Here is a 21722-nt window from a genome sequence, read left to right as displayed (position 1 = left end):
TCTGGAAGAAGCGAGGAAAATGGTAGCAGAATCCGTAGAGATCTATAATCAAATGAGGCCTCATACGGCTTTAAAATACAAAACGCCCGATGAAGTACATCGAGCGTTTTAGTTAAAAAGTGTCAACCCATATCAGGACGGGTCACTCATTTGAGATCGATACTGCTCAGACGTCCCATGAACTCCAGAATCTCCAGGTTATCCTTGTTCGCTTCAAGTAATGCTTTCTTCGTCTTGGTATAAGCGCCCAACCGACCGTGCTTACTGACGGAACACACCACACTTTTGTACGTGAGTCTGCCATTGTCATCGTAGGTACGCCAAGCCGCGATGTAGCATTCGTCTTTGTAATCCGGGTTCGATTTTGTGGGTCTGGGCTTATATATGATTTTGGGTTCGACAGAATGGGGGAGGCGTGTCATCAGGTAAGGGTCTTTTAGCAGGCGCCGCCAGAACTTGCCCCACATCGCCCGGCCCAACTCATTACGTAGCTTGATTGCCTTTTTTAAGCCACGTTTTTCCCCGATACGAACATACCCTACCGAGCGATGCAGCACGGTATCATCCGGTGTGTGGATGTGGATTTTGTATGCGGTCTTGGCTTTGGAAATAAAGCGGTGACCAGTGTTCGTAATGAGATTACTCTTTTTCATCTTTTGTTATCGATAGTATTGTTAATAATTATTTTAGTTGAATCGATACATTTGGTGAAGTGATGGCGAGGGATTTTAGTCAGTGAGACAACAGATGACATGCCTGTTTGACTTAACTAGCTGATTTTTATAAGGGCATAAAAAAGCCCGGACTCATGATTGAGTCCGGGCTTTTGATATTTGGCGCTCCCGACAGGATTCGAACCTGTGACCTGCCCCTTAGGAGGGGGCCGCGCTATCCAGCTGTGCCACGGGAGCGTGGTACCGCGATATGATACTCAATTCTATGCGTAAGTTAAGGGGTAATACCTTAAATTACATGAGTTTGTGCATTACATCGCCAATCTGGATGCTGCTGGCTAGGTCATCTTGATCAACTGACAATTCTGCCTCACTCTCGTACACACGGGAGACCGTCAGAGTAATTTCGCTTTCCGTGACTTTATTGCGCGGCAGACCATTTTGATCAATGAACGAACTGGTGTGCCACAGTTTGAGTCGATCACCTTGTTTGACGCCATGTACACGGCCGAGATCGATGGTGATGGTGTTGCCGAACTTAGCCACTACTTCCGGCAGTGAAATTTTGCACGACAGCTCCGATTCCAGATCCAGCATGATATTGCGGCTCACTCGCAGCATCATTTCACCGTACGTGGAAGCCCAAAAGCGCGCACTCTTGGTGTCGACCTGGCTGGTTTTGGCAAATGGCCAGCGTGCCAGTTCGCGATAATTGCGCTTATAAATCTCATGGCCGGTTTTCCCGTCAAACACTTGCAGTTCCATGGCAAACTGACGGTTAATCACATCGTCTTTAAGGACTTTCTGTTCGATGGTGGCCGTTAGGTCTGTGATACGTCCGCCGATGATGTATTGCGCGCCCGTATCCTGAGCAATCATTTTCAACCGTTCCGGATACCGCTTATTGATTTCGTAATCGGTGGTACCAACAGTAACAAAACTGGCCGATTCACTGTCTAGCTGGCGGTTAATGACCTGAGCAAAGTCGTCTCCCAGACTGTAGATTTGCCCCATCACGGCTTGTTGAGGTGATTCGACATCAATATTGCCGACCAGAAACGTCTTTTTATACTGGCTGACGTGGCAACCCGTTGCCGATGGGTAAATATCAACCCGGGCTCTGACTTGCATCACGCCGCCGCGACTTTTTTCTTTCTCGACCAGAATGTAACGTACTTCATGGTTGGTAAACTGGTACTCCTTGCGGTTTTTTTCCAGGAATGGCTGCAAATTGGAGATACTGCCGATATCCGCACCCGAAAAACTGACCGCCTTATACAGGGCATCCTCCAGGGCATGCAATCGGGCTTGCTCTTCGGACGACACAATTGTGGCGGTTCCAGTCACCTTCATACCACGCTGCCTGCGCCTGAAATGACAGGCTGGCTGGGCAAAGTATCGATAATAAAAGGAGAATAAAGTTTTTTTTCATGCTTTTCGCCAGTTAGGTATAGTTTTTGCTTTTCAAATCTTAGCTGATTTAGGCATTGCCTTTCTGAATAGTTGCCAAAACAGAATAGCAAGTAGCGTTCCACTTTTTGCGTCGGTAAACCAACGGTGGAGCATGCCTTAAAAAATCTGGAGAAAATGAGAATGAAAAAGTGGCTCCCCTTTTTGTCAGCATTTGTGCTGACAGCGTGTGCCTATGCTCCAATATACAATGGTAAGGAGCAATACCAGGGCTCGCAGTTTATGTTGATGGATAGCCCGCGTCATACCATCGATTTTTTCGTCGAAAGTATGACCGAGGATTTAATGGTGTCGAATACCAGTATTTCGGCGCGCACACCGATCGCGATTACCTCGTTTGTGGATCTGCAGAACATGGATGCCACCAACTGGTTGGGGAATACGGTATCGGAAGGGTTTATTCACCAGTTTCAGCGTCGTGGTTTCAAGGTGGTCGATTATAAAACGACCGGCTCCATTCAGGTTACGCAGCAAGGTGACTTTGCCTTCAGTCGTGACTGGAAGGACTTATCTCACGAGCAGGATGTTCAGTTTGTGCTGACCGGAACCATGCTGCGTCAAGAAGGCGGGGTATTGGTCAATGCGCGGGTTGTCGGGATGCAGTCACGTGTTGTGGTCGCTACCGCTCAGGGCTTTTTACCAGCGGATCGCATCGGCCGCGATCTGGATACGCTCAACAGCATGCGCACTCAGGATGGGGTGATCATTCGCTCGAATCCATACATCTCTCAACCTCACACCGTCATTCTTCGTCCATAGGTAAGTGGTTATGAAAAAAGTATTATTGCTCGTGATGGCACTCGTTATGGTGGGATGTCAGCCACTGTCGACCATGCGTCCGGATGACTGGCTGACTGCGGTTGGCTATGCCAGCATCAGTGAACAAAAAGGCCGCAATGAAGAAGAGCGTCAGGTTCGGGCCATGCGCGCTTCGAAGATCGATGCGTACCGTGAGCTAGCGGAGCAGGTGTACGGCATGCGCGTTAGCGGCCGGGCCGATCTGCGTGATCAGCGATTAGGAACTGAATTTACCTCAGGCGCGGTTGACGGTGTGATCCGTGGTGCTGAAGTGGTACGTGCGTATAAGGTGGGTGACAGCTATGTCACTGAGCTGCGTCTGGATATCCGTAAGATGGACAAACTGCGTGACTACGGCGAAGTACAGGTCGTGCCGGACAAACGCCAGCAGACGCTATTCTGAGTTTTTCTCTCAATATCTCCAGAACGAAAAAAGCGGCAATCAGATTGCCGCTTTTTTATTATGCTTTGTCATCAGGCTTTTATATTGGTACCCAGAGTGGACACGGTATGAGTTTGCCCCCCGGCATTGTAGGTCATGCCTATTTTGCCATGGCTTTGTTGCATTAGGTTATTGAGCTTGTTAAAGCTCAATTGTGCGCGTTGCAAGGCATCACCGTTGATCTGATTCGCTTGTTGGCAATCGTGTATGATCGCGCGGATCTGTTGAACTATAGGGCTAAGTTCAGGATCCGTTTTCAACGTGTCAACATCCGGATGTCGGCCAATCCGCTCATCGGTTTGCTGAAGCTGAGCGATCAGCTCAATTTTCTGCTTGGCCAGTTGTTCGATGTCTTTGGATACACGATTGGCGATCGCGACTTTTTCTTTCTCGAGCAGAGAAGAGAGGGCCGTTGCGCTCTGAAGTTGAAATTCCACCAATCCTTTTAATGCAGCCATAATTTACTTACAGGTTTTGTGAGAGTCAGTGACAGGTTATAGGCCGCCCAGCTCTTTTTCAAATTTGATCATGTTGTCCGCCAGTTTTTCCGGATCAACGGTGTATGAGCCATTGGCAATCGCTTCTTTGATTGCGGCGACTTTCGCTTTATCAAAACTCGGTTGCGCTGCCATTTCACTGTGCATTTTACCCATCGCTTTGCCTTGCGAGCTCAGTGACACCGCGTCCTGATTGGAGGCCGAGTGACTGACGCTCTCGTTGCCTGAAGTCTTGTTGCTCTCTGTTCGCGCGCTACTTCGGGTCGAAGTCGTCAGCGTCTGACCAGAGCGAATGTTATCAATGCCTGCCATAAAAAGCCCTATTTACAAAAATCAAAACCTGCGTAGTAAATATCGACAGTCAAAAAGATTACTTTAGAAATTTTTAACGGTTTGTTCATTATCCCGGGTTTTCGGGACCAACCTCTCTAAAATTGCACCGTGACTTCGCCAATACCGGTTACTCTTCCGTCAATTATACGATTGGATTTACTATTTTTCACTCTAATCTGTTCACCGAGTGAGCCGTCGGTCAAGGCGATGCCCTTCGTCGTAATGGTCATACCTTTATTCACCGCCTTTATCAGTACACTCTCATTGCGGCATACTACACAAATATCACGCGCTTCGAGCACTTCGCCAAGACGCATGCTTTTCTTGAGCTTAGCGCCAATCACTTCGTGCGTATCGGCAAAGCCCTCGCGACGAAAGCGGTTCAGATCGACCATGGTGATATTTAAGTCGGATGCCGATAAGATATGACCTTTCGGTAAGGCGCTAGCCAAGGTCACCTGAGGGCCGGACAGAGACAGGCGCACTGGCACATAGATACGCCAGTCATCTTCAGGGCATTCCACCAAAACCGTGATGGTGCTTGCAGATGGATTGTTCGAGCTGGCGGATGTACGTAGCGGCGCTGGACAGTCGGTGGCAAATATACGAGAGTCGACATTAGAGGCGTTCGCATCTAGCTTACCGCCTACTGGCCATTCGACGGTCGACAAAATATGTTGTTCAGCAGCTTGTTGAATATTGACGATTTGCTCTTGTGTGGCCGCATAGACAGAAAGGCTAAAGAAAAACGACAATAAGCCGATAAACAAAAAAACATTACTATATATAAGTCTGCAGGCTCCGGGCGGTGCCGGGCGCAAAGTTTGTCGCAAAAAAGGCATTTTGTTTCCCTGTTCGTCACTTAGCCAGAGTTAGACTACCATTTTTCGCATCAAAGTTTGAATGGAGATGAGCTTATGACGGGTATCCTTGATTCAGTGAATCAGCGTACACAACTCGTCGGTCAAAACCGATTAGAACTGTTAACGTTCCGTTTAATGGGACGTCAACGTTACGGCATCAACGTATTTAAAGTTAAAGAGGTACTGCAGTGCCCTAAGCTGACTTCCATGCCAAACCTTCACCCATTAGTGAAAGGTGTCGCTCATATTCGCGGCCATACCGTGTCTGTGATTGATTTGAGTCTGGCCATTGGAGGCCGTCCAACCACAGACGTCGAGAAGTGCTTTGTGGTGATTGCGGAATTCAACCGAACGATTCAGGCCTTTTTGGTCACGTCGGTTGAACGCATCATCAACATGAACTGGGAAGCCATCTTGCCGCCTCCAGACGGTGCGGGCAAAGCCAACTACCTCACCGCAGTGACCAACATCGACAATGAATTGGTCGAGATCCTTGATGTTGAAAAAATCCTGGCTGAGATTGCGCCGGTGGATGAGACCATGGATGAATCTATTGGTCAGGGAATTGCAGAGGCTGAACAGGAAAAAGAAATTGTCCGTCGCATCCTGATTGCTGATGACTCGACGGTCGCGCGTAAACAGGTTGAGCGTGCGATTGCGTCGATCGGTTTTGAAGTCGTATCGGTCAAAGATGGCAAAGAAGCGTACGAGAAACTGGTCGAAATGGCTGCGCAAGGCAGCATCTATGAACAGATCTCTCTGGTGATTTCTGACATTGAAATGCCGGAAATGGACGGCTATACCTTAACTGCTGAGATTCGTCGAAATGCGGATCTGAAAGATTTGTATGTTATTCTTCACTCCTCCCTGAGTGGAGTCTTTAACCAGGCTATGGTGGAGCGAGTGGGCGCCAACACCTTTATCGCGAAATTTAACCCGGATGAGCTTGGTAATGCGGTGAAAACTGCACTGACAAATTAAAAGAGACATTAATGACAGCGATAACTATAAGCGATCAAGAATATCGAGATTTTAGCCGTTTTTTAGAATCCCAATGCGGTATCGTACTGGGAGACAGTAAGCAGTACTTGGTTAGAAGTCGCTTAAGCCCTTTGGTGACTAAGTTTAAACTGGGCTCGTTGTCTGAGTTGCTCCGTGATGTTGTGACTGGACGGAATCGTGAGTTGCGCGTTGCCGCCGTGGATGCCATGACAACCAATGAAACGCTCTGGTTTCGTGACTCTTACCCATTCACGGTCTTGGCCGAGAAATTGCTGCCAGAGGTGGCCGCCAACAAACGGCCAATTAAGATCTGGTCGGCGGCCAGTTCATCAGGGCAAGAGCCATATTCAATTGCCATGACGATCCTCGAAACTCAGTTGCGTAAACCTGGCATGCTGCCATCGGTGTCGATCACGGCGACCGACATCTCCAGCACGATGTTGGATGTCTGCCGCGCGGGCGTGTACGACAATCTGGCGTTAGGGCGAGGCTTGTCTCCAGAGCGTCGTCGCAACTTCTTTGAAGATGCCGGTGACGGACGGATGAAGATTAAAGACAACGTGAAGCGTATGGTTAACTTCCGCCCACAGAACCTGATGGACAGCTATGCTCTGCTGGGTAAGTTTGACCTGATTTTCTGTCGTAACGTCTTGATTTATTTCTCTCCGGATATGAAGTCTAAGGTATTGAACCAGATGGCCAACAGCCTCAATCCTGGCGGTTATCTGCTGTTGGGGGCTTCTGAGTCACTGACCGGTTTGACGGATCGTTTTGAAATGGTGCGCTGCAATCCTGGCATCATCTACAAACTGAAGTAAATCGTTTCCTCTTCCTAAAGCCCGGCATTATTTGCCGGGCTTTTTGTTTTCCGCTATAGATAAGAAGACATTCCAAGATCCCACGCTTTTTGTTAACGCCATAAAGAGCGTGGAGTAAAAACGGCGTAATTATTGCAAATCTGACCGGAACTCGGCGTCGAGGTGTGGCAATTTCAAGTTGGTACGCTAATTGCAGAGTTCTAGTTAGTAAAGAGTCAGTTCTTTGGGTAGAGGCAGATATGGCAATTTCTTTTGACAACGCTCTGGGTATCCATCAGTACACGGTAGGGGTTCGTGAGCGCAATGCTGAGGTGATTTCCACCAACATTGCACAAGCGAATACACCGGGGTACAAGGCCCGCGGTGTTGATTTTCAGAAAGCGCTACAGGCGGCAACATCGGAGGCAAGCATTGGTCTTAGCCGAACCGATGGTCGGCATATTTCTGCCTCAACCAGGGTGACAGGGGAAAAGTTGTACCGCATGCCAACGCAACCCGACACCGGTGACGGTAACACGGTCGATGTGGATCTGGAGCGTAACCTGTTTATGCAAAACCAGCTTCGCCACCAAGCGTCACTTGACTTCCTAGGAAGTAAATTCAAGAACTTAACGAAAGCGATTAAAGGGGAATGATTTAGATGAGCTTATTTAATGTATTCAATGTGACTGGTTCCGCAATGAGTGCTGAATCTGTTCGTCTGAACACGACCTCCAGTAACTTGGCGAACGCGGAAAGTGTCTCAAGCTCAGCCAAAGACACCTACAAAGCTCGCCACGCGGTTTTTGGCGCCGAGTTAAGCAAAGCACGTTACAACCGCGACGACAACGTGCCGGTGAAAGTGTTGGGGATTGTTGAAAGTGATAAACCACTGACGGCGGAGTATAACCCGGACCACCCGCTTGCGAATGATGAAGGCTATATCTACAAGCCAAACGTCAACGTGATGGAAGAAATGGCAAACATGATTTCTGCTTCCCGCTCATACCAAACGAATGTTCAGGTAGCAGATGCGAGTAAACAAATGCTGCTGCGTACGCTGCAGATGGGTCAATAAGGATAAGGAGGTAACGTAATGGCCGGAATTAATCAGGTTGGTCAAAGCGGCTTGTCCTATGTTGACCAGCTTAAAAGTCTTCAAGAGCAAAAGCAGAAAGAGAACGCGGAAGTCACCGGTAAGCAAGACCTGAAACAGGAAGACTTCTTGTCGCTGCTCACCAAGCAACTTGCTCAACAGGATCCTTTTAAGCCGGTCAGTAACGACCAGATGATTGCGCAAATGGCTTCATTTGCCACGGTTGATGGTATCGGCAAAATGAACAATCAGTTTGAAACACTGAATGCGTCGATGACGTCGAATCAGGCGCTGCAGGCTTCGTCTCTGGTAGGTCGTGATGTATTGGTGCCAGGGGCAGCCGGCGTGAAGAAAGATGACGCAGGCATGGCCGCGATGGTGAAGTTACCCCAGTCGGTGGATAACCTTATGGTCCGAGTCGAAAACGAGGCGGGTCAATTGGTCAGAACCTTTGATGTGGGGGCAAAGCCATCCGGTGACAACCGTGTCGAATGGGACGGTAAAGACGAAAACGGTAACCCATTGCCGGCCGGCAAATACAAGGTTAAAGCCGCAGGTTTGCTGGATGGGGAGAGCAAAGAGTTTGAAGTATCGACTTACGCAAACGTCAACAGCGTTCTTCTTGGTAAAGGTGATGGTAACGTACTGCTCAATCTGGCTGGCTTTGATTCGCCAGTTCGACTTGCTGAAGTACTAGAAGTGGGCAAAGCGTAAGCGCGCCAGAGAGGAGATTTTGGAATGTCATATGTATCTTTAAGCGGTCTTTCCGCAGCTCAGTTAGATCTGAACACCACCAGTAACAACATTGCCAACGCCAACACATTCGGCTTTAAAGAGTCGCGTGCGGAGTTTGGTGATGTGTACTCGAACTCTTTGTTTACCAACTCCAAGACCACCGCTGGTCAGGGTGTTCAGGCAAACAAGGTTGCTCAGCAATTTCATGAAGGTTCCAGTATTTATACCAACAACCCAATGGATTTGCGGATTTCGGGAACCGGTTTCTTTTCCGTGGCAAAAGATCGCCTCGTGCCTCAGCAGAACGAGCTGACACGTAACGGTGCTTTCCACCTCAACAAAGACAACTACATGGTGACATCTAACGATGAGTTTTTGCTTGGTTATCAAGTCAATCCGGATACTGGCGATGTGAGCTCTTATGAGCCGCAGCCGCTGAACATTCCTGCGGAGTTCGGTAAGCCGAAACAGACTTCCAACATCGAAGTCGGGGTTAACCTGCCCGCCAATGGCGATCTGAAAGATCCAACCCTGTTTGATTTCACTGATCCGGACACGTATAACCGTTCAACGTCTTCGACAATCTATGACTCAATGGGTCAGTCATATAAGTTGACGACGTACTACGTGAAAGATCAGACCCAGCCGAACACCTGGCAAACCTACTACACGGTGACGGATTCTGCTGGCGAAAAACCCCTGAATATTACAGGTGGTGATGCGTCAACGCCGGGCGGTCATGTCGGGCACACCATGAAGTTCAACAACGACGGTACTTTGGCCAGTTTGAATAACGGTCAGAATATCGTGTCTGAGCCTTTGGGGACTGGGGCAAACCCGATTGATCTCAACGGGGCGGATCCAAATCAGGTGCTGTCATTTGGCCTGGACTCTGCCACCCAGTTTGCGGCGCCATTTGAGCTGACCAAGTTCGATGAAGATGGAGCCACAACCGGCTTTTTGACCAAAATTGATTTCGATGAAAACGGCAGTGTGCTGGGTACTTACTCCAACGGTGAAAACGTTACTCTGGGTCGCGTAGCGCTGGTTCGGGTTCCGAATGAGCAGGGCTTGGATAAGAAAGGTGGCACTCAATGGGATTCAACGCAGTTCTCTGGTGACAAGATCTGGGGGGAATCCAACAAAGGGTCGTTTGGTACCATTAACAACGGTACGCTTGAGCAGTCGAACATCGATATGACTCAAGAGCTGGTGGATCTGATTTCCGCGCAGCGTAACTTCCAGGCCAACTCTCGCTCTCTGGAAGTTCACAACCAACTGCAACAAAATATCCTGCAGATTCGTTAATACATCCCTATCAGCAATCCTCTGCATACCAGACTGGCGGCAACCGCCGGTCTGGTATGGTTGCCATCTGCCGCGTTCATGGCGGCAAGCTTGCCTCTTTCTCGAATAAAACCATCTTAATTACCTGATTTATATGCTAAATAAAAATTGGCACGCCAATTGCTTTTGATGATCGTGAACTCAGATTATCGGAGCAATTTATGGACCGCGCACTGTTTCTCGCCATGAGTGGCGCTAAGCAAAACATGCAGGCAATGCAACTGCGTGCGAACAACCTGGCAAACGTCAGTTCCACGGGTTTCCGTGCTGATTTGGCGCAAGCCCGTTCAATGCAGGCCTACGGTGAAGGGTTGCCAAGTCGTGTTTTTAGCATGACAGAACGTCCGGGCCATAATTTCGAGCAGGGCAGTGTGATTACCACAGGCCGGGATCTGGATGTCACCATTCAGGGGGATGGTTGGATTTCCGTGATGGATAAAACCGGCCGTGAAGGCCTGACTCGTAACGGTAATTTGCATGTGGGCACCAATGGCTTATTAAGCAATGCTTCCGGCCATCTGGTTCTGGGGGAGAATGGCGCGCCGATTACGCTGCCGATCCCGCTCAGCAAAATTGAAATCGGTAACGACGGCACGATCTCGGTGGTTCCTCAGGGCGCTCCGGCGGATGCTATCGAAGTGGTTGACCGAATCAAGCTGACCCGCACCAATAATCAGGATTTGTTCAAAGACACCAATGGTCTTTTCCGTGCTAAAGACCCCAATGCGGCATACGAAGCGGATGCCGGCGTTAAGCTGCTCACCGGTGCGATTGAAGGCAGTAATGTCAACGCCATCGGCGAAATGACCAGTCTGATTGACCTACAACGTCAGTTTGAAATGCAGGTCAAAATGATGAGTACCGCTGAGGATATGGATAAAGCATCCGATTCACTGCTTCGTATGAGCTGATCAATTAGGAGATTATTATGCAACCGGCATTATGGGTCAGTAAAACTGGTCTGGACGCACAACAAACCAATATTTCAACGATTTCCAACAACCTGGCGAACGCCTCGACCATCGGTTTCAAAAAGAGTCGCGCCGTATTTGAAGATCTGTTTTATCAGAACATCAATCAGCCAGGTGGTCAGTCTTCCCAGAACACCGAGTTGCCAAGCGGTCTGATGTTAGGGGCGGGCTCGAAAGTGGTCGCTACGCAGAAAGTGCATACCCAAGGTAACGTGCAGACCACCAACAACAGTCTCGACATGATGATCGAAGGGGACGGTTTCTTCCAGATCCTGATGCCGGACGGCAACATTGGTTACACGCGCAATGGTCAATTTACCGTGAATGACGAAGGTGCGATCGTGACATCCGGCTCTGGATATTCGCTCGAGCCCGAGATCGTGATCCCCGATGATGCGATCAGCATTACGGTCGGCAATGACGGTGAAGTGTCGGTGCGTGTCCGTGGACAGCAGGACAACCAGGTGGTTGGTCAGATAGCGACCGTCGACTTTGTCAACCCGGGTGGTCTTGAGCCAATCGGCCAGAACCTCTACCTGCCGACGGGCGCCAGTGGTGATCCGCAAGAAGGCGTGCCGGGTCTGGACGGCTTTGGGCAAGTTCGCCAATCGATGCTGGAAACCTCCAACGTGAATGTCACGGAAGAGCTGGTCAACATGATTGAAGCGCAGCGTGTCTACGAAATGAACTCGAAAGTCATTTCAGCCGTGGATAAGATGCTGAGCTTTGTGAACCAACAACTGTAATTTAAGGTCGAGGGTTGCCGATATGTTTCGTTTGCTGGCCGTTTTAGGTATTTGTCTGCTTTCTGGATGCGCGATGCTGGATCCGGAAGTGGAAACGTCAGATGTGGTGCAGGGCACGACCACGGTCGATGCGGTGGAAGGAGACAAAGCATCAGAGGAAAGCTCGGGCTTAGTGGACACCATGCGTGGCCGCACGGATCCGGTGGCCGGTGATCCGGCCTGGGCGCCGATTCATCCCAAACATCAGCCTGAGCACTACGCGGCAGAAACCGGATCACTGTTTAACCTGCAGCAGGCCAGCAGTTTGTATGACGACTCGAAGCCTCGTGGCATCGGAGACATCATCACCGTGATCCTAGAAGAAAAGACAAAGGCTGCTAAGAGTTCGGATGCCAATTTGTCCAAGAGCAACGACTCATCCATGGACCCTCTCGAAGTCGGGGGGCAGCAACTCAATGTGGGCGACTATAATTTCTCCTACAAGCTGAACAACGACAACAATTTTGAAGGCAACGCCGAAGCGAATCAAAGCAACAGCTTAACAGGCTCTATCACGGTTGAAGTGATTGAAGTGTTGGCCAACGGAAACTTAGTCATTCGCGGTGAAAAGTGGTTGACGCTCAATACCGGTGACGAATATGTACGCCTGAGTGGCACGATTCGTCCTGATGATATTGATTACGACAACACCATTGCTTCTAAGCGAATCTCCAATGCGCGGATTCAGTATTCCGGCACGGGCACCAACCAGGATATGCAAGAACCTGGATTCTTGGCACGATTTTTTAATGTCTCTCTCTAAACTGCAGGTTTAGTCGAAGTATTGTCACTTCGCTCAGTTAGAGAAACAGGTACGCACAATGAAGAAACTCACACTGTTACTGATAGGCATGATGCTTTTTGCCACTGGCGTGCAGGCTGCCCGCATTAAGGATGTGGCTCAGGTAGCAGGCGTCCGGAGCAACCAACTGGTCGGATACGGCCTGGTGACCGGATTACCGGGAACCGGTGAGTCGACGCCGTTTACCGATCAGAGTTTCAATGCCATGCTGCAAAACTTCGGCATTCAGTTGCCACCGGGCACCAAACCGAAAACCAAGAACGTCGCGGCTGTGATTGTGACCGCTGATCTGCCGGCTTTCACTAAGCAGGGGCAAACCATTGATGTGACAGTTTCGTCGATCGGTTCTGCCAAAAGCCTGCGTGGCGGCACATTGATGCAAACCATGCTAAAAGGCCTGGATGGGCAAATCTATGCCGTTGCACAGGGCAACCTGGTGGTGAGTGGCTTCAGTGCTACTGGAGCTGACGGCTCAAAAATTGTCGGTAACAACCCTACGGCCGGGATGATCTCCAGCGGTGCAATTGTCGAACGTGAGATTCCAACGCCGTTCAGCCGCGGTGATTACATTACGTTCAACCTGATGGAGTCAGATTTTACCACGGCGCAACGCATGGCCGACAGCATCAACAGTTTCCTCGGGCCGCAAATGGCCTCAGCAATGGATGCGACCTCGGTACGCGTGCGTGCCCCGCGTGATCTCAGTCAACGTGTAGCGTTTTTATCGGCGGTAGAGAACCTGGAATTTAATCCAGCGGATGGCGCAGCCAAAATCATCGTTAACTCACGCACCGGAACGATAGTGGTCGGTAAGCATGTGCGCCTGAAACCGGCTGCGGTCACTCACGGCGGAATGACGGTGGCGATTAAAGAAAACCTTAATGTCAGCCAGCCAAACGCATTTTCAGGTGGTCAGACGGCGGTGGTGCCAGATTCTGAAATCGAAATCAAAGAAGAGCAGGGCAAAATGTTTAAGTTTGAACCGGGCCTGACGCTGGATGACCTGGTCCGGGCGGTGAACGAAGTCGGCGCGGCTCCGTCGGATTTGATGGCGATACTTCAGGCGCTCAAACAAGCGGGTGCCATTGAAGGCCAGTTGATCATTATTTAAGGGTGGATACATGATTAATAACGGCAACGATATTGGCTTTATCCACGACATCGCGAATCTGGACAAATTGCGTCAGAAAGCGGTGGACGGTGATGAGAGCAGTGAAAAGGCAGCGCTGACCGCGGCGGCCAAACAGTTTGAAGCCATCTTTACCTCGATGTTGTTTAAATCAATGCGCGAGGCCAACAGCGGTTTCGAATCCGATCTGATGCGTAACCAGAATGAGCAGTTCTACCGTCAGATGATGGATGAACAGATGTCGAGCGAAATGAGTGCCTCCGGCTCACTCGGACTGGCGGATATGATTGTGGCTCAGCTCAGTCAGGGCTCTGTTGAAAACCAGGGCGCCGCAGCTAAAGCGGATGATTTTGAAGCCATGATGGAGCGTGTGAAGCAAGTGCGTCAGGAACGTGCAGAGCGGCCAGAAGAGGTTGTGGCCAGTGCTCCTCAGACTCAGAGGGTGGATAAACCGGCCCGGTTCGATACGCCGGAAAATTTCATTTCGTCACTGCGTCCATACGCGCAACGCGCGGCTCGGGCATTGGGTGTGGATCCTTCGCTATTGCTGGCCCAGGCGGCACTGGAGACCGGCTGGGGACAGAAAGTGATCCATAATGCTCGCGGCAGCAGCAACAACCTGTTCAATATCAAAGCTGATCGCAGCTGGGGCGGTCACAAAGTCGCGACGCAAACACTGGAATATCATCAAGGTGTACCGGTAAAAGAGCGGGCGGCATTTCGTTCCTACGCCAACTATCAGGACAGCTTTGACGATTACGTCCGCTTTCTGAACGATAATCCGCGTTATCAGACAGCTCTGCGCCACGGAGGCGACTCTGAGCAGTTTATCCGCGGGATTCATAAAGCTGGTTATGCTACCGACCCGAAATACGCCGATAAGGTGCTGCAGGTTCAACAGAAAATCGACCAGATGTAATGACACCACCCGCCTCGAGCGGGTGGCGTCTTTTTATCCCAATTACACCACCGGCGCTCCGCCAATATACTCTCTGGCATATATATTGCTAAATAACTTTAAGTAGTTCAGTGAAGACTGATTTTTCAAGGTTTTTTTGGGGGCAATATGGCGTCGGATCTTCTGAATGTTGGTGCACAAAGTGTTCTGACTGCTCAGAGACAGCTCAACACCACGGGCCATAACATTTCGAACGTGAACACAGAGGGCTACAGTCGTCAGTCTGTGATTCAGGGCACGAATATGCCGCGCCAGTACGGCGGGGAAACGTACGGCATGGGCGTGCATGTGGAAAATGTTCGCCGCTCCTGGGATCAGTTTGCCGTCAACGAGCTAAACCTGTCTACCACCAACTTTGCCAAGCAACAGGACATCGAAGCCAACTACGATTTGTTGTCCGGGATGTTGTCTTCCGTAGCGGCAAAAAAGATCCCCGAAAATGTGAACGAGTGGTTTGATTCTGTGAAGTCACTGGCCGACAGCCCCAATGATGTGGGCGCGCGTAAAGTGGTGCTGGAAAAAGCCCAGTTAGTGACGCAAAACCTGAACGATTTCCATGAAACCGTTCGTCGCCAGTCGGATGTGACCAACAAGAAACTTGATGTGGCCGTTGAGCGGGTCAACCAATTAGGAATGGAAATCCGTGACTTACACCGGTTGATGATGCGCACACCCGGACCACATAATGATTTAATGGATCAGCATGAAAAGTTGATCAAAGAGCTGTCGGAATACACCAAAGTGACGGTGACGCCGCGCAAAAATGCAGAAGGTTTCAATGTCCACATCGGCAATGGCCACACCCTGGTCTCCGGGACGGAAGCGAGTCAGTTGAAGATGATTGATGGCTACCCAGATGTCCATGAGCGTCGTCTGGCGATGGTTGAAGGCAAAGGCATCAAAGCCATTACCACCAAAGACATTGATGGCAAAATCGGTGCCTTGCTGAAAATGCGTGATGAACAGATCCCATACCTGCAGGACGAACTGGGCCGGATGTCGGCAGCGTTTGCGTTTGAAGTCAACAAATTGCAGTCACAGGGGCTGGATTTACGTGGCAACGTGGGCCGCAACATGTTTACCGATGTGAACTCGGACGTGGCGGTCAAGTCACGTGTGGTTCAGGCGCCGGACTCACAAGCCGATCTGGCGGTATTTATCGATGATCCGTCTCAGCTCAAAGGGGGCGAATACTCACTGCAATACAATGGCGGAGATTATGTGCTGACGACGCCAGATGGCGATCAGAAAGTGGTGCCGGTCAGCGGTAACGCGATTGCTGTCGACGGTGTACGCATTGATATTCGCAGAGATTTAGCCGCAGGAGAACGGGTGATCATCCGCCCAACCCGTGATGCCGCTGCGCAGATCAAAATGGCAATTAATGATCCTACGCTGATTGCCGCGCAGAGTTACGAAGCGTCGACCACCTTCGCGCAGGGCGCGGCCAAATTTGATATTGCGTCAGTTGGCGATTTACGTGAATTCGAAGTGGTGATCTCACCGGGCGGCGATCAGTTTGCCGTGACCGACACCAAAGGTAATGTGCTGCTGGATCCACAGAGCTACCCGCCATCGGGCCCGGTCAGTGTAATGGGCACAACATTTAACCTCAGCGGCGGCGCATTGCCGAACGACAAGTTCACGGCAAATCTTGTCCCATCGGAAGGGGATAATGGCAACCTGCTGAAGATGCAAAGTATCCAGACCGCCAAGACGCTCAATGATCACGAATCAACGGTGGTGGATATTTACCACAATCTCAATACCGATGTTGGCCTGCAGATGTCGACGGCTTCTCGTCTGACCGATGTAGCACGGCTGGAAAATGAGGCTGCGCAGGAGCGCGTAGCATCGATTGCTGGTGTGAACCTGGATGAAGAAGCGGCCAATATGATGAAGTTCCAGCAGGCCTATATGGCGTCGTCGCGCATTATGCAGGCTGCCAATGATACCTTTAATACCATTCTGGCGCTGAGATAAGGAGGCCGATAAATGCTCAATCGTATATCCAGCTTCCATAACTATCAGTCGGTGCAAAATGATCTGCGCCGCCAGGAAACTAAAGTGCATCACAACCAGGAGCAAATGGCGTCGGGTAAGAAATTACTTAAGCCAAGTGATGATCCGCTGGCGACACACTATATCCAGAATGCCAGTCAGCAGTCACAACTGTTGCAGCAATACCTGGACGCGATCGTGCTGGTCAGAAACCGTCTCGAACATCAGGAAGTGATGGTGTCGGGGGCGGAAAACTTTGCCGATGATGCCAAACGTACGGTAATGGAAATGATCAACGGTGCGCTATCACCCGAAGATCGCCTGGCACGTACGCGCGAACTGGAAGAGATTTCCAATAACTTGCTGAATCTGGCGAACAGCCAGGACGAAAACGGTAACTATGTGTTTGCCGGAACGAAACCTAAGAACCAGCCGTTCTTTCGCGATAATGCCGGCAACGTGACCTACGGTGGCGATGATTATCAGCGCAAGATGAAAGTGGCCAATACGCTGGAAATGGCCATCAATGATCCCGGCAGTAAAGTGTTCATGGAAATAGACAATCCGTTTGGTGATTACCAGCCGCAATATCAGCTCCAGGAAGGATCGGAGCTGTTGCTGGAGCGAGCCACCAACTTAGATGGCAGCGATCAGTCCACGTATCAGGTGACGTTCGTGGACATGCAAGACGGTAAGTTCGGTTATCAGTTAGAGCGCAACGGTTCGGTGGTGCAGGCCGACGAGTTCAATCCGGCGCAAGGTATTCAGTTTGAAGATCTGAGCATTCAATTTAAAGGTCAGATCACCAAAGGGGATGTGATCAGCATTGAACCGCGTAAGACATTCAGTATTTTCGATACATTCCGGCAAACGCGTGAGTGGGCAGCCAAACCCGTATCGGATGCTTCGGCATCGGCCAAATTACATCAGATGACCGAAGAGTTTCATGCGGCTTTTATTCATCTGAACAAAGCCCGTACCGATCTGGGGGCTCGGATGAGCACTCTGGATATTCAAGAGCAACAACATGAAGATTTCAAGATTGCGCTGGCCAAATCCAAGAGCAATTTTGAGGATCTTGATTATGCGGAAGCCGTGATCGATTTCAATGAAAATTCACGTGCGTTGCAGGCCTCACAGCAAGCGTTCGGCAAAACCAAAGATTTAACGCTGTTCAACTACATCTGATCTTTGTTGCCATATGTGCTGACGCCATATGTGCGAAGGTGGAGTAGGGAGGCAAGCGGGCGGCAAACCAGCGGCAAAAGATAGTAATGGCCGCTCAATGAAAGGCGAGACACACATAAGCGGTATGAGTGTTATTTTTGTAACTCATTGTATGATAAGTGTTTTGTTTCAAATGCATGATTGGTTAAAAAGTTGGCATACAACTTGTATTTATCCAGTTAAGTGAAAACAGAATTATAAATCGGCTTTAGGGCGGATTTAGCAAGGCATTTACGGTCAGTGCTTCCAAATGAGACTAAGCTGGCCGCTTCGCAAGCACTTGCGAACTCACTAGGAGAGCAAACTATGACCATCAACGTTAATACCAACGTCTCGGCGATGACCGCTCAGCGTTACTTAAACAAGTCGTCTAATGATCTGAATACTTCGATGGAACGCCTGTCATCGGGTAACAAGATCAACAGTGCAAAAGACGATGCGGCTGGCCTGCAGATCTCGAACCGCCTAACGGCTCAGTCCCGTGGTTTGGATGTGGCTATGCGTAACGCCAACGATGGTATTTCCATTGCCCAAACGGCAGAAGGGGCGATGAACGAATCGACCAACATTCTGCAGCGTATCCGTGATCTGGCGTTGCAATCGGCCAACGGTACTAACTCAGCGTCGGAGCGTCAGGCTCTGAACGAAGAAGTGACGGCTTTGCAGGACGAATTGAACCGTATCGCCGAGACCACGTCTTTTGGTGGACGTAAACTGCTGAACGGCTCCTTCGGTGAAGCCTCATTCCAGATCGGCGCCAGTTCCGGTGAAGCGATCATCATGGGCTTGACCAGTATCCGCGCAGACGATTACCGCATGGGTGGTCAGTCGTTTATCTCGGAGCAGGGCAAGACCAAAGAGTGGGGAGTTCCGCCAACGGCGAAAGATTTGAAACTCGAGTTCACCACGCAAGATGGCGAAGCCGTGACCCTCGATATCATTGCCAAAGAGGGGGATGACATCGAAGAACTGGCGACGTACATCAATGGTCAGACAGACAAAATGAAAGCGTCGGTCGATCAGGATGGCAAGCTACAGCTGTTTATGGCAGAGCCAAACCTGCAAGGGAACTTGAACATTTCCGGTGGCTTGGCGACCGAACTTGGTCTGAACGGCGGCCCGGGTGTCAGCACAACCGTGCAGAACATTGACGTGAACACCGTGGGTGGTTCGCAGAACGCAGTCGGCATCATCGATTCGGCCCTGAAATACGTGGATTCACAGCGAGCAGACCTCGGTGCGAAGCAGAACCGGTTGAGTCACAGTATTAACAACCTGGCCAACATCCAGGAGAACGTTGAAGCGTCCAACAGCCGTATTAAAGATACCGACTTCGCGAAAGAAACCACCGCGATGACCAAAAACCAGATTCTGCAACAGGCCGGAACCTCAATTCTTGCCCAAGCAAAACAGTTGCCAAACTCTGCGCTTACTTTGCTGCAGTAGTGTTGGAGTGCTTCATTAAGTTGTTCCCAGACGTGGGGTTAATGAAGCGTTTCCAGGCAATGCGCAGCGATCATCGAGTTCAGCCTCTCTCACTCTCACTGGCTGTTCTGGAGGGTCACTGCGTAAACGGTCAGTCAGTGATGTGATCATTTCTCTCGATCTCCACAAGGCGCTGACGGACTACTCTAGCCCCGGTTCTCTCAAAGGAAAGGGGCTTTTCTTTTTCTGCCATTCCACTCGCTCCCCCGACCAACCTGATTGAAACTTTAGGTCTTTTTTCTATTTCTGCTATCCAGTTCGAGAAACGGATTATTGTGCGTTATTTTTCAGCAACATTGTATTTTTCCGCTAAAGGTATCGCGTCCTGAGTCGCTACTAAGAGTAACTTTGAGAGAACGACTTGGTTTTCCGAGACGTCGGAAACCGTTTCTGGAAGTTCCGCTTCGACGGGAAAATCAACAGGAGAAATCACTATGGCAGTGAATGTAAATACCAACGTGTCTGCGATGACAGCACAGCGTTACCTGAACAGTGCCAGTAATGCACAACAGACCTCGATGGAGCGTCTGTCTTCAGGTTTCAAAATTAACAGCGCGAAAGACGATGCAGCGGGCCTGCAAATCTCCAACCGCCTGAATGTACAAAGTCGCGGCCTGGATGTAGCGGTGCGTAACGCGAATGATGGTATTTCGATTGCTCAGACCGCTGAAGGTGCAATGAATGAAACCACCAATATTCTGCAACGCATGCGTGATCTGTCACTGCAATCGGCGAACGGCTCAAACTCAAAATCTGAGCGTGTTGCGATTCAGGAAGAGATCACCGCATTGAATGACGAGCTGAATCGTATCGCAGAAACCACCTCATTCGGTGGTAATAAACTGCTCAACGGTACGTTTGCCACCAAGTCTTTCCAGATCGGTGCAGATAACGGTGAAGCGGTTATGCTAAGCCTGAATGACATGCGCAGCGATAACGTTATGATGGGCGGCAACGCGTATGTGGCAGCGAATGGTCAGGACAAAGACTGGGCGGTACAGGCTGGTGCAAACGATCTGACGATCTCGCTGACGGACAAGTTCGGCGCAGCGCAGAACATCACCGTCAATGCGAAAGAAGGCGATGACATCGAAGAGCTGGCGACGTACATCAATGGTCAAACCGACATGATCAAAGCATCAGTGAACGAAGATGGTCAGTTGCAGTTGTTTACCGATAACAACAAAGTGGAAGGTGCTGCTACCTTTGGCGGCAGCCTGGCAGGTGAACTGAGTATTGGTGGTCCTCAGGCTGAAACAGTTGATACCATTGATGTTCGTTCTGTGGGCGGTGCTCAGCAAGCAGTCGCTGTGGTTGACTCTGCACTCAAGTACGTTGACAGCCACCGTGCTGAGTTGGGGGCATTCCAGAATCGCTTTAGCCACGCGATCAACAACCTGGACAACATTAATGAGAACGTGAATGCGTCGAAGAGCCGAATCAAAGACACTGATTTCGCGAAAGAGACAACGGCATTGACGAAATCTCAGATTTTGACTCAGGCATCAAGTTCAGTGCTTGCGCAGGCCAAACAAGCTCCAAATGCTGCGTTAGGTTTGCTTGGTTAACAAGAGCCCTAGGGTTAGCTCCGCAATCGTTCAAAATCCAGCTTCGGCTGGATTTTTTATGCCTAATATCTTCTAGATGATGTTCCGAGCGGTTTTTATATCAAATTCAACAGCGTTGCCGAAGTGAATCTAAAGAGATACACGGAGAGACGAGGGAGCATGATGAATGGTCAGAAAGCAGATAAAACAAAACCCAGCCGAAGCTGGGTTTTGTTGTTTTCGTTTTAACTGTGTTTGGTGCGGAGGGAGGGACTTGAACCCTCACGTCCTAACGGACACTAGCACCTGAAGCTAGCGCGTCTACCAATTCCGCCACCACCGCATAATCACAGTTAGGGTACCGATTGGATCGATGACCTTTAAATAATGGCAGGGCTACCTGGATTCGAACCAGGGAATGACGGGATCAAAACCCGTTGCCTTACCGCTTGGCGATAGCCCTACTGAAGTAGTAATACTACCTGCTCTTACGCCAGAGAGCAATGGTGCGGAAGGAGAGACTTGAACTCTCACACCTTGCGGCGCCAGAACCTAAATCTGGTGCGTCTACCAATTCCGCCACTTCCGCAAATTTTTATGGTTTACAGGAGATTAACCTCACTGTTGACCATATTAGACTGTGTTGGTGCGGAGGGAGGGACTTGAACCCTCACGTCCTAACGGACACTAGCACCTGAAGCTAGCGCGTCTACCAATTCCGCCACCACCGCATAATCACAGTCATGGTATCGAGTGAATCGAT

22 protein-coding genes, 5 tRNA genes and 1 pseudogene are annotated in these 21722 nt (G+C 50.1%); 18 read left to right on the top strand and 10 right to left on the bottom strand.

Going from position 1 to position 21722, the window contains the following annotated elements:
• The coding region (locus CAG64_RS06300) for an integrase core domain-containing protein (RefSeq protein WP_161489286.1) at positions 1–112 on the top strand (112 nt) is incomplete at its 5' end.
• Between the two features lie 34 nt (positions 113–146).
• Here the strand turns inward: CAG64_RS06300 and CAG64_RS06295 are convergent.
• The 3 genes and pseudogenes from CAG64_RS06295 to CAG64_RS06285 form a co-directional block, all read right to left on the bottom strand.
• Positions 147–653, bottom strand: coding sequence for a Fe3+-citrate ABC transporter substrate-binding protein (locus CAG64_RS06295; protein ID WP_161447923.1), 507 nt, complete (start codon positions 651–653; stop codon positions 147–149).
• A gap of 181 nt (positions 654–834) precedes the next feature.
• Positions 835–911 (bottom strand) — tRNA-Arg (locus CAG64_RS06290).
• Between the two features lie 57 nt (positions 912–968).
• Positions 969–2106 (bottom strand): annotated as a pseudogene (locus CAG64_RS06285) (flagellar assembly protein FlgT).
• 161 nt (positions 2107–2267) lie between these two features.
• Between CAG64_RS06285 and CAG64_RS06280 the strand changes: the two are divergent.
• Positions 2268–2903 (top strand): FlgO family outer membrane protein, encoded by a 636-nt coding sequence (locus CAG64_RS06280; RefSeq protein ID WP_021705797.1) that lies wholly within the window; start codon positions 2268–2270, stop codon positions 2901–2903.
• Between the two features lie 10 nt (positions 2904–2913).
• Positions 2914–3345, top strand: coding sequence for a flagellar assembly lipoprotein FlgP (gene flgP / locus CAG64_RS06275; protein WP_021705796.1), 432 nt, complete (start codon positions 2914–2916; stop codon positions 3343–3345).
• A 71-nt stretch (positions 3346–3416) separates the two neighbouring features.
• Here flgP and CAG64_RS06270 read toward each other — a convergent pair whose 3' ends face one another.
• The 3 genes from CAG64_RS06270 to flgA form a co-directional block, all read right to left on the bottom strand.
• Complete coding sequence (locus CAG64_RS06270) at positions 3417–3842, bottom strand: flagella synthesis protein FlgN (RefSeq protein ID WP_021705795.1); 426 nt, start codon at positions 3840–3842, stop codon at positions 3417–3419.
• Between the two features lie 36 nt (positions 3843–3878).
• Positions 3879–4193: a flagellar biosynthesis anti-sigma factor FlgM gene (gene flgM, locus CAG64_RS06265; RefSeq protein WP_021705794.1), complete on the bottom strand. Its 315-nt coding sequence runs from the start codon at positions 4191–4193 to the stop codon at positions 3879–3881.
• A 116-nt stretch (positions 4194–4309) separates the two neighbouring features.
• A complete protein-coding gene (flgA, locus tag CAG64_RS06260) occupies positions 4310–5056 on the bottom strand; it encodes a flagellar basal body P-ring formation chaperone FlgA (protein ID WP_161447921.1) in 747 nt (248 codons plus the stop codon).
• Positions 5057–5131: 75 nt separating this feature from the next.
• On the opposite strand from flgA, the gene CAG64_RS06255 reads away from it, so the two are divergent.
• From CAG64_RS06255 to CAG64_RS06185, 15 genes are all read left to right on the top strand, one after another.
• Positions 5132–6058 carry a chemotaxis protein CheV gene (locus CAG64_RS06255; RefSeq protein WP_021705792.1) on the top strand — a complete coding sequence of 309 codons (927 nt, stop codon included), beginning with the start codon at positions 5132–5134 and terminating at the stop codon, positions 6056–6058.
• A gap of 11 nt (positions 6059–6069) precedes the next feature.
• The gene (locus CAG64_RS06250) at positions 6070–6897 is read left to right on the top strand and encodes a protein-glutamate O-methyltransferase (protein WP_021705791.1); all 828 of its coding nucleotides are present in this window, start codon (positions 6070–6072) and stop codon (positions 6895–6897) included.
• 239 nt (positions 6898–7136) lie between these two features.
• Complete coding sequence (gene flgB / locus CAG64_RS06245) at positions 7137–7532, top strand: flagellar basal body rod protein FlgB (protein ID WP_021705790.1); 396 nt, start codon at positions 7137–7139, stop codon at positions 7530–7532.
• 5 nt (positions 7533–7537) lie between these two features.
• Positions 7538–7954 (top strand): flagellar basal body rod protein FlgC, encoded by a 417-nt coding sequence (gene flgC, locus CAG64_RS06240; RefSeq protein ID WP_021705789.1) that lies wholly within the window; start codon positions 7538–7540, stop codon positions 7952–7954.
• Positions 7955–7972: 18 nt separating this feature from the next.
• On the top strand, positions 7973–8686 hold the full coding sequence (gene flgD / locus CAG64_RS06235) for a flagellar hook assembly protein FlgD (protein WP_021705788.1): 714 nt from the start codon (positions 7973–7975) through the stop codon (positions 8684–8686).
• A gap of 24 nt (positions 8687–8710) precedes the next feature.
• Positions 8711–10015: a flagellar hook protein FlgE gene (gene flgE / locus CAG64_RS06230; RefSeq protein WP_021705787.1), complete on the top strand. Its 1305-nt coding sequence runs from the start codon at positions 8711–8713 to the stop codon at positions 10013–10015.
• Positions 10016–10215: 200 nt separating this feature from the next.
• The gene (locus CAG64_RS06225) at positions 10216–10965 is read left to right on the top strand and encodes a flagellar basal body rod protein FlgF (protein WP_161447919.1); all 750 of its coding nucleotides are present in this window, start codon (positions 10216–10218) and stop codon (positions 10963–10965) included.
• Positions 10966–10982: 17 nt separating this feature from the next.
• Positions 10983–11771 carry a flagellar basal-body rod protein FlgG gene (gene flgG, locus CAG64_RS06220; RefSeq protein WP_021705785.1) on the top strand — a complete coding sequence of 263 codons (789 nt, stop codon included), beginning with the start codon at positions 10983–10985 and terminating at the stop codon, positions 11769–11771.
• A gap of 22 nt (positions 11772–11793) precedes the next feature.
• Positions 11794–12573 carry a flagellar basal body L-ring protein FlgH gene (gene flgH / locus CAG64_RS06215; RefSeq protein WP_021705784.1) on the top strand — a complete coding sequence of 260 codons (780 nt, stop codon included), beginning with the start codon at positions 11794–11796 and terminating at the stop codon, positions 12571–12573.
• A 58-nt stretch (positions 12574–12631) separates the two neighbouring features.
• Positions 12632–13723 carry a flagellar basal body P-ring protein FlgI gene (locus CAG64_RS06210; protein ID WP_161447918.1) on the top strand — a complete coding sequence of 364 codons (1092 nt, stop codon included), beginning with the start codon at positions 12632–12634 and terminating at the stop codon, positions 13721–13723.
• A gap of 10 nt (positions 13724–13733) precedes the next feature.
• Positions 13734–14660 (top strand): flagellar assembly peptidoglycan hydrolase FlgJ, encoded by a 927-nt coding sequence (gene flgJ / locus CAG64_RS06205; protein WP_161447916.1) that lies wholly within the window; start codon positions 13734–13736, stop codon positions 14658–14660.
• Between the two features lie 147 nt (positions 14661–14807).
• Positions 14808–16682 carry a flagellar hook-associated protein FlgK gene (gene flgK, locus CAG64_RS06200; protein WP_161457633.1) on the top strand — a complete coding sequence of 625 codons (1875 nt, stop codon included), beginning with the start codon at positions 14808–14810 and terminating at the stop codon, positions 16680–16682.
• 12 nt (positions 16683–16694) lie between these two features.
• Positions 16695–17888, top strand: coding sequence for a flagellar hook-associated protein FlgL (gene flgL / locus CAG64_RS06195; RefSeq protein ID WP_161454342.1), 1194 nt, complete (start codon positions 16695–16697; stop codon positions 17886–17888).
• Positions 17889–18233: 345 nt separating this feature from the next.
• On the top strand, positions 18234–19373 hold the full coding sequence (locus CAG64_RS06190) for a flagellin (protein ID WP_021705779.1): 1140 nt from the start codon (positions 18234–18236) through the stop codon (positions 19371–19373).
• Between the two features lie 473 nt (positions 19374–19846).
• Positions 19847–20980 carry a flagellin gene (locus CAG64_RS06185; RefSeq protein ID WP_021705777.1) on the top strand — a complete coding sequence of 378 codons (1134 nt, stop codon included), beginning with the start codon at positions 19847–19849 and terminating at the stop codon, positions 20978–20980.
• 235 nt (positions 20981–21215) lie between these two features.
• Here the strand turns inward: CAG64_RS06185 and CAG64_RS06180 are convergent.
• The 4 genes from CAG64_RS06180 to CAG64_RS06165 form a co-directional block, all read right to left on the bottom strand.
• A tRNA-Leu gene (locus CAG64_RS06180) sits at positions 21216–21302 on the bottom strand.
• A 45-nt stretch (positions 21303–21347) separates the two neighbouring features.
• A tRNA-Gln gene (locus tag CAG64_RS06175) sits at positions 21348–21422 on the bottom strand.
• A gap of 41 nt (positions 21423–21463) precedes the next feature.
• Positions 21464–21548, bottom strand: a tRNA-Leu gene (locus CAG64_RS06170).
• Between the two features lie 55 nt (positions 21549–21603).
• Positions 21604–21690: transfer RNA gene (locus CAG64_RS06165), tRNA-Leu, on the bottom strand.
• Positions 21691–21722 lie beyond the last annotated feature (32 nt).

The organism is Vibrio sp. V38_P2S17PM301 (assembly GCF_009904845.1).
Taxonomy (GTDB): Bacteria; Pseudomonadota; Gammaproteobacteria; order Enterobacterales; family Vibrionaceae; genus Vibrio; species Vibrio proteolyticus.
This window is presented reverse-complemented; position numbering and strand designations above follow the sequence as displayed.

Excerpts from the sequence above, each read along its gene's own strand:
- flgE (WP_021705787.1), top strand. The coding sequence starts at position 8,711 with ATGTCATATGTATCTTTAAGCGGTCTTTCCGCAGCTCAGTTAGATCTG.
- flgM (WP_021705794.1), bottom strand. The coding sequence starts at position 4,193 with ATGGCAGGCATTGATAACATTCGCTCTGGTCAGACGCTGACGACTTCG.
- flgA (WP_161447921.1), bottom strand. The coding sequence starts at position 5,056 with ATGCCTTTTTTGCGACAAACTTTGCGCCCGGCACCGCCCGGAGCCTGC.
- flgG (WP_021705785.1), top strand. The coding sequence starts at position 10,983 with ATGCAACCGGCATTATGGGTCAGTAAAACTGGTCTGGACGCACAACAA.
- CAG64_RS06295 (WP_161447923.1), bottom strand. The coding sequence starts at position 653 with ATGAAAAAGAGTAATCTCATTACGAACACTGGTCACCGCTTTATTTCC.
- flgC (WP_021705789.1), top strand. The coding sequence starts at position 7,538 with ATGAGCTTATTTAATGTATTCAATGTGACTGGTTCCGCAATGAGTGCT.
- CAG64_RS06255 (WP_021705792.1), top strand. The coding sequence starts at position 5,132 with ATGACGGGTATCCTTGATTCAGTGAATCAGCGTACACAACTCGTCGGT.
- flgK (WP_161457633.1), top strand. The coding sequence starts at position 14,808 with ATGGCGTCGGATCTTCTGAATGTTGGTGCACAAAGTGTTCTGACTGCT.
- CAG64_RS06250 (WP_021705791.1), top strand. The coding sequence starts at position 6,070 with ATGACAGCGATAACTATAAGCGATCAAGAATATCGAGATTTTAGCCGT.
- CAG64_RS06190 (WP_021705779.1), top strand. The coding sequence starts at position 18,234 with ATGACCATCAACGTTAATACCAACGTCTCGGCGATGACCGCTCAGCGT.
- flgD (WP_021705788.1), top strand. The coding sequence starts at position 7,973 with ATGGCCGGAATTAATCAGGTTGGTCAAAGCGGCTTGTCCTATGTTGAC.
- CAG64_RS06280 (WP_021705797.1), top strand. The coding sequence starts at position 2,268 with ATGAAAAAGTGGCTCCCCTTTTTGTCAGCATTTGTGCTGACAGCGTGT.
- CAG64_RS06270 (WP_021705795.1), bottom strand. The coding sequence starts at position 3,842 with ATGGCTGCATTAAAAGGATTGGTGGAATTTCAACTTCAGAGCGCAACG.
- flgP (WP_021705796.1), top strand. The coding sequence starts at position 2,914 with ATGAAAAAAGTATTATTGCTCGTGATGGCACTCGTTATGGTGGGATGT.
- CAG64_RS06210 (WP_161447918.1), top strand. The coding sequence starts at position 12,632 with ATGAAGAAACTCACACTGTTACTGATAGGCATGATGCTTTTTGCCACT.
- CAG64_RS06225 (WP_161447919.1), top strand. The coding sequence starts at position 10,216 with ATGGACCGCGCACTGTTTCTCGCCATGAGTGGCGCTAAGCAAAACATG.
- flgJ (WP_161447916.1), top strand. The coding sequence starts at position 13,734 with ATGATTAATAACGGCAACGATATTGGCTTTATCCACGACATCGCGAAT.
- flgH (WP_021705784.1), top strand. The coding sequence starts at position 11,794 with ATGTTTCGTTTGCTGGCCGTTTTAGGTATTTGTCTGCTTTCTGGATGC.
- flgL (WP_161454342.1), top strand. The coding sequence starts at position 16,695 with ATGCTCAATCGTATATCCAGCTTCCATAACTATCAGTCGGTGCAAAAT.
- CAG64_RS06185 (WP_021705777.1), top strand. The coding sequence starts at position 19,847 with ATGGCAGTGAATGTAAATACCAACGTGTCTGCGATGACAGCACAGCGT.
- flgB (WP_021705790.1), top strand. The coding sequence starts at position 7,137 with ATGGCAATTTCTTTTGACAACGCTCTGGGTATCCATCAGTACACGGTA.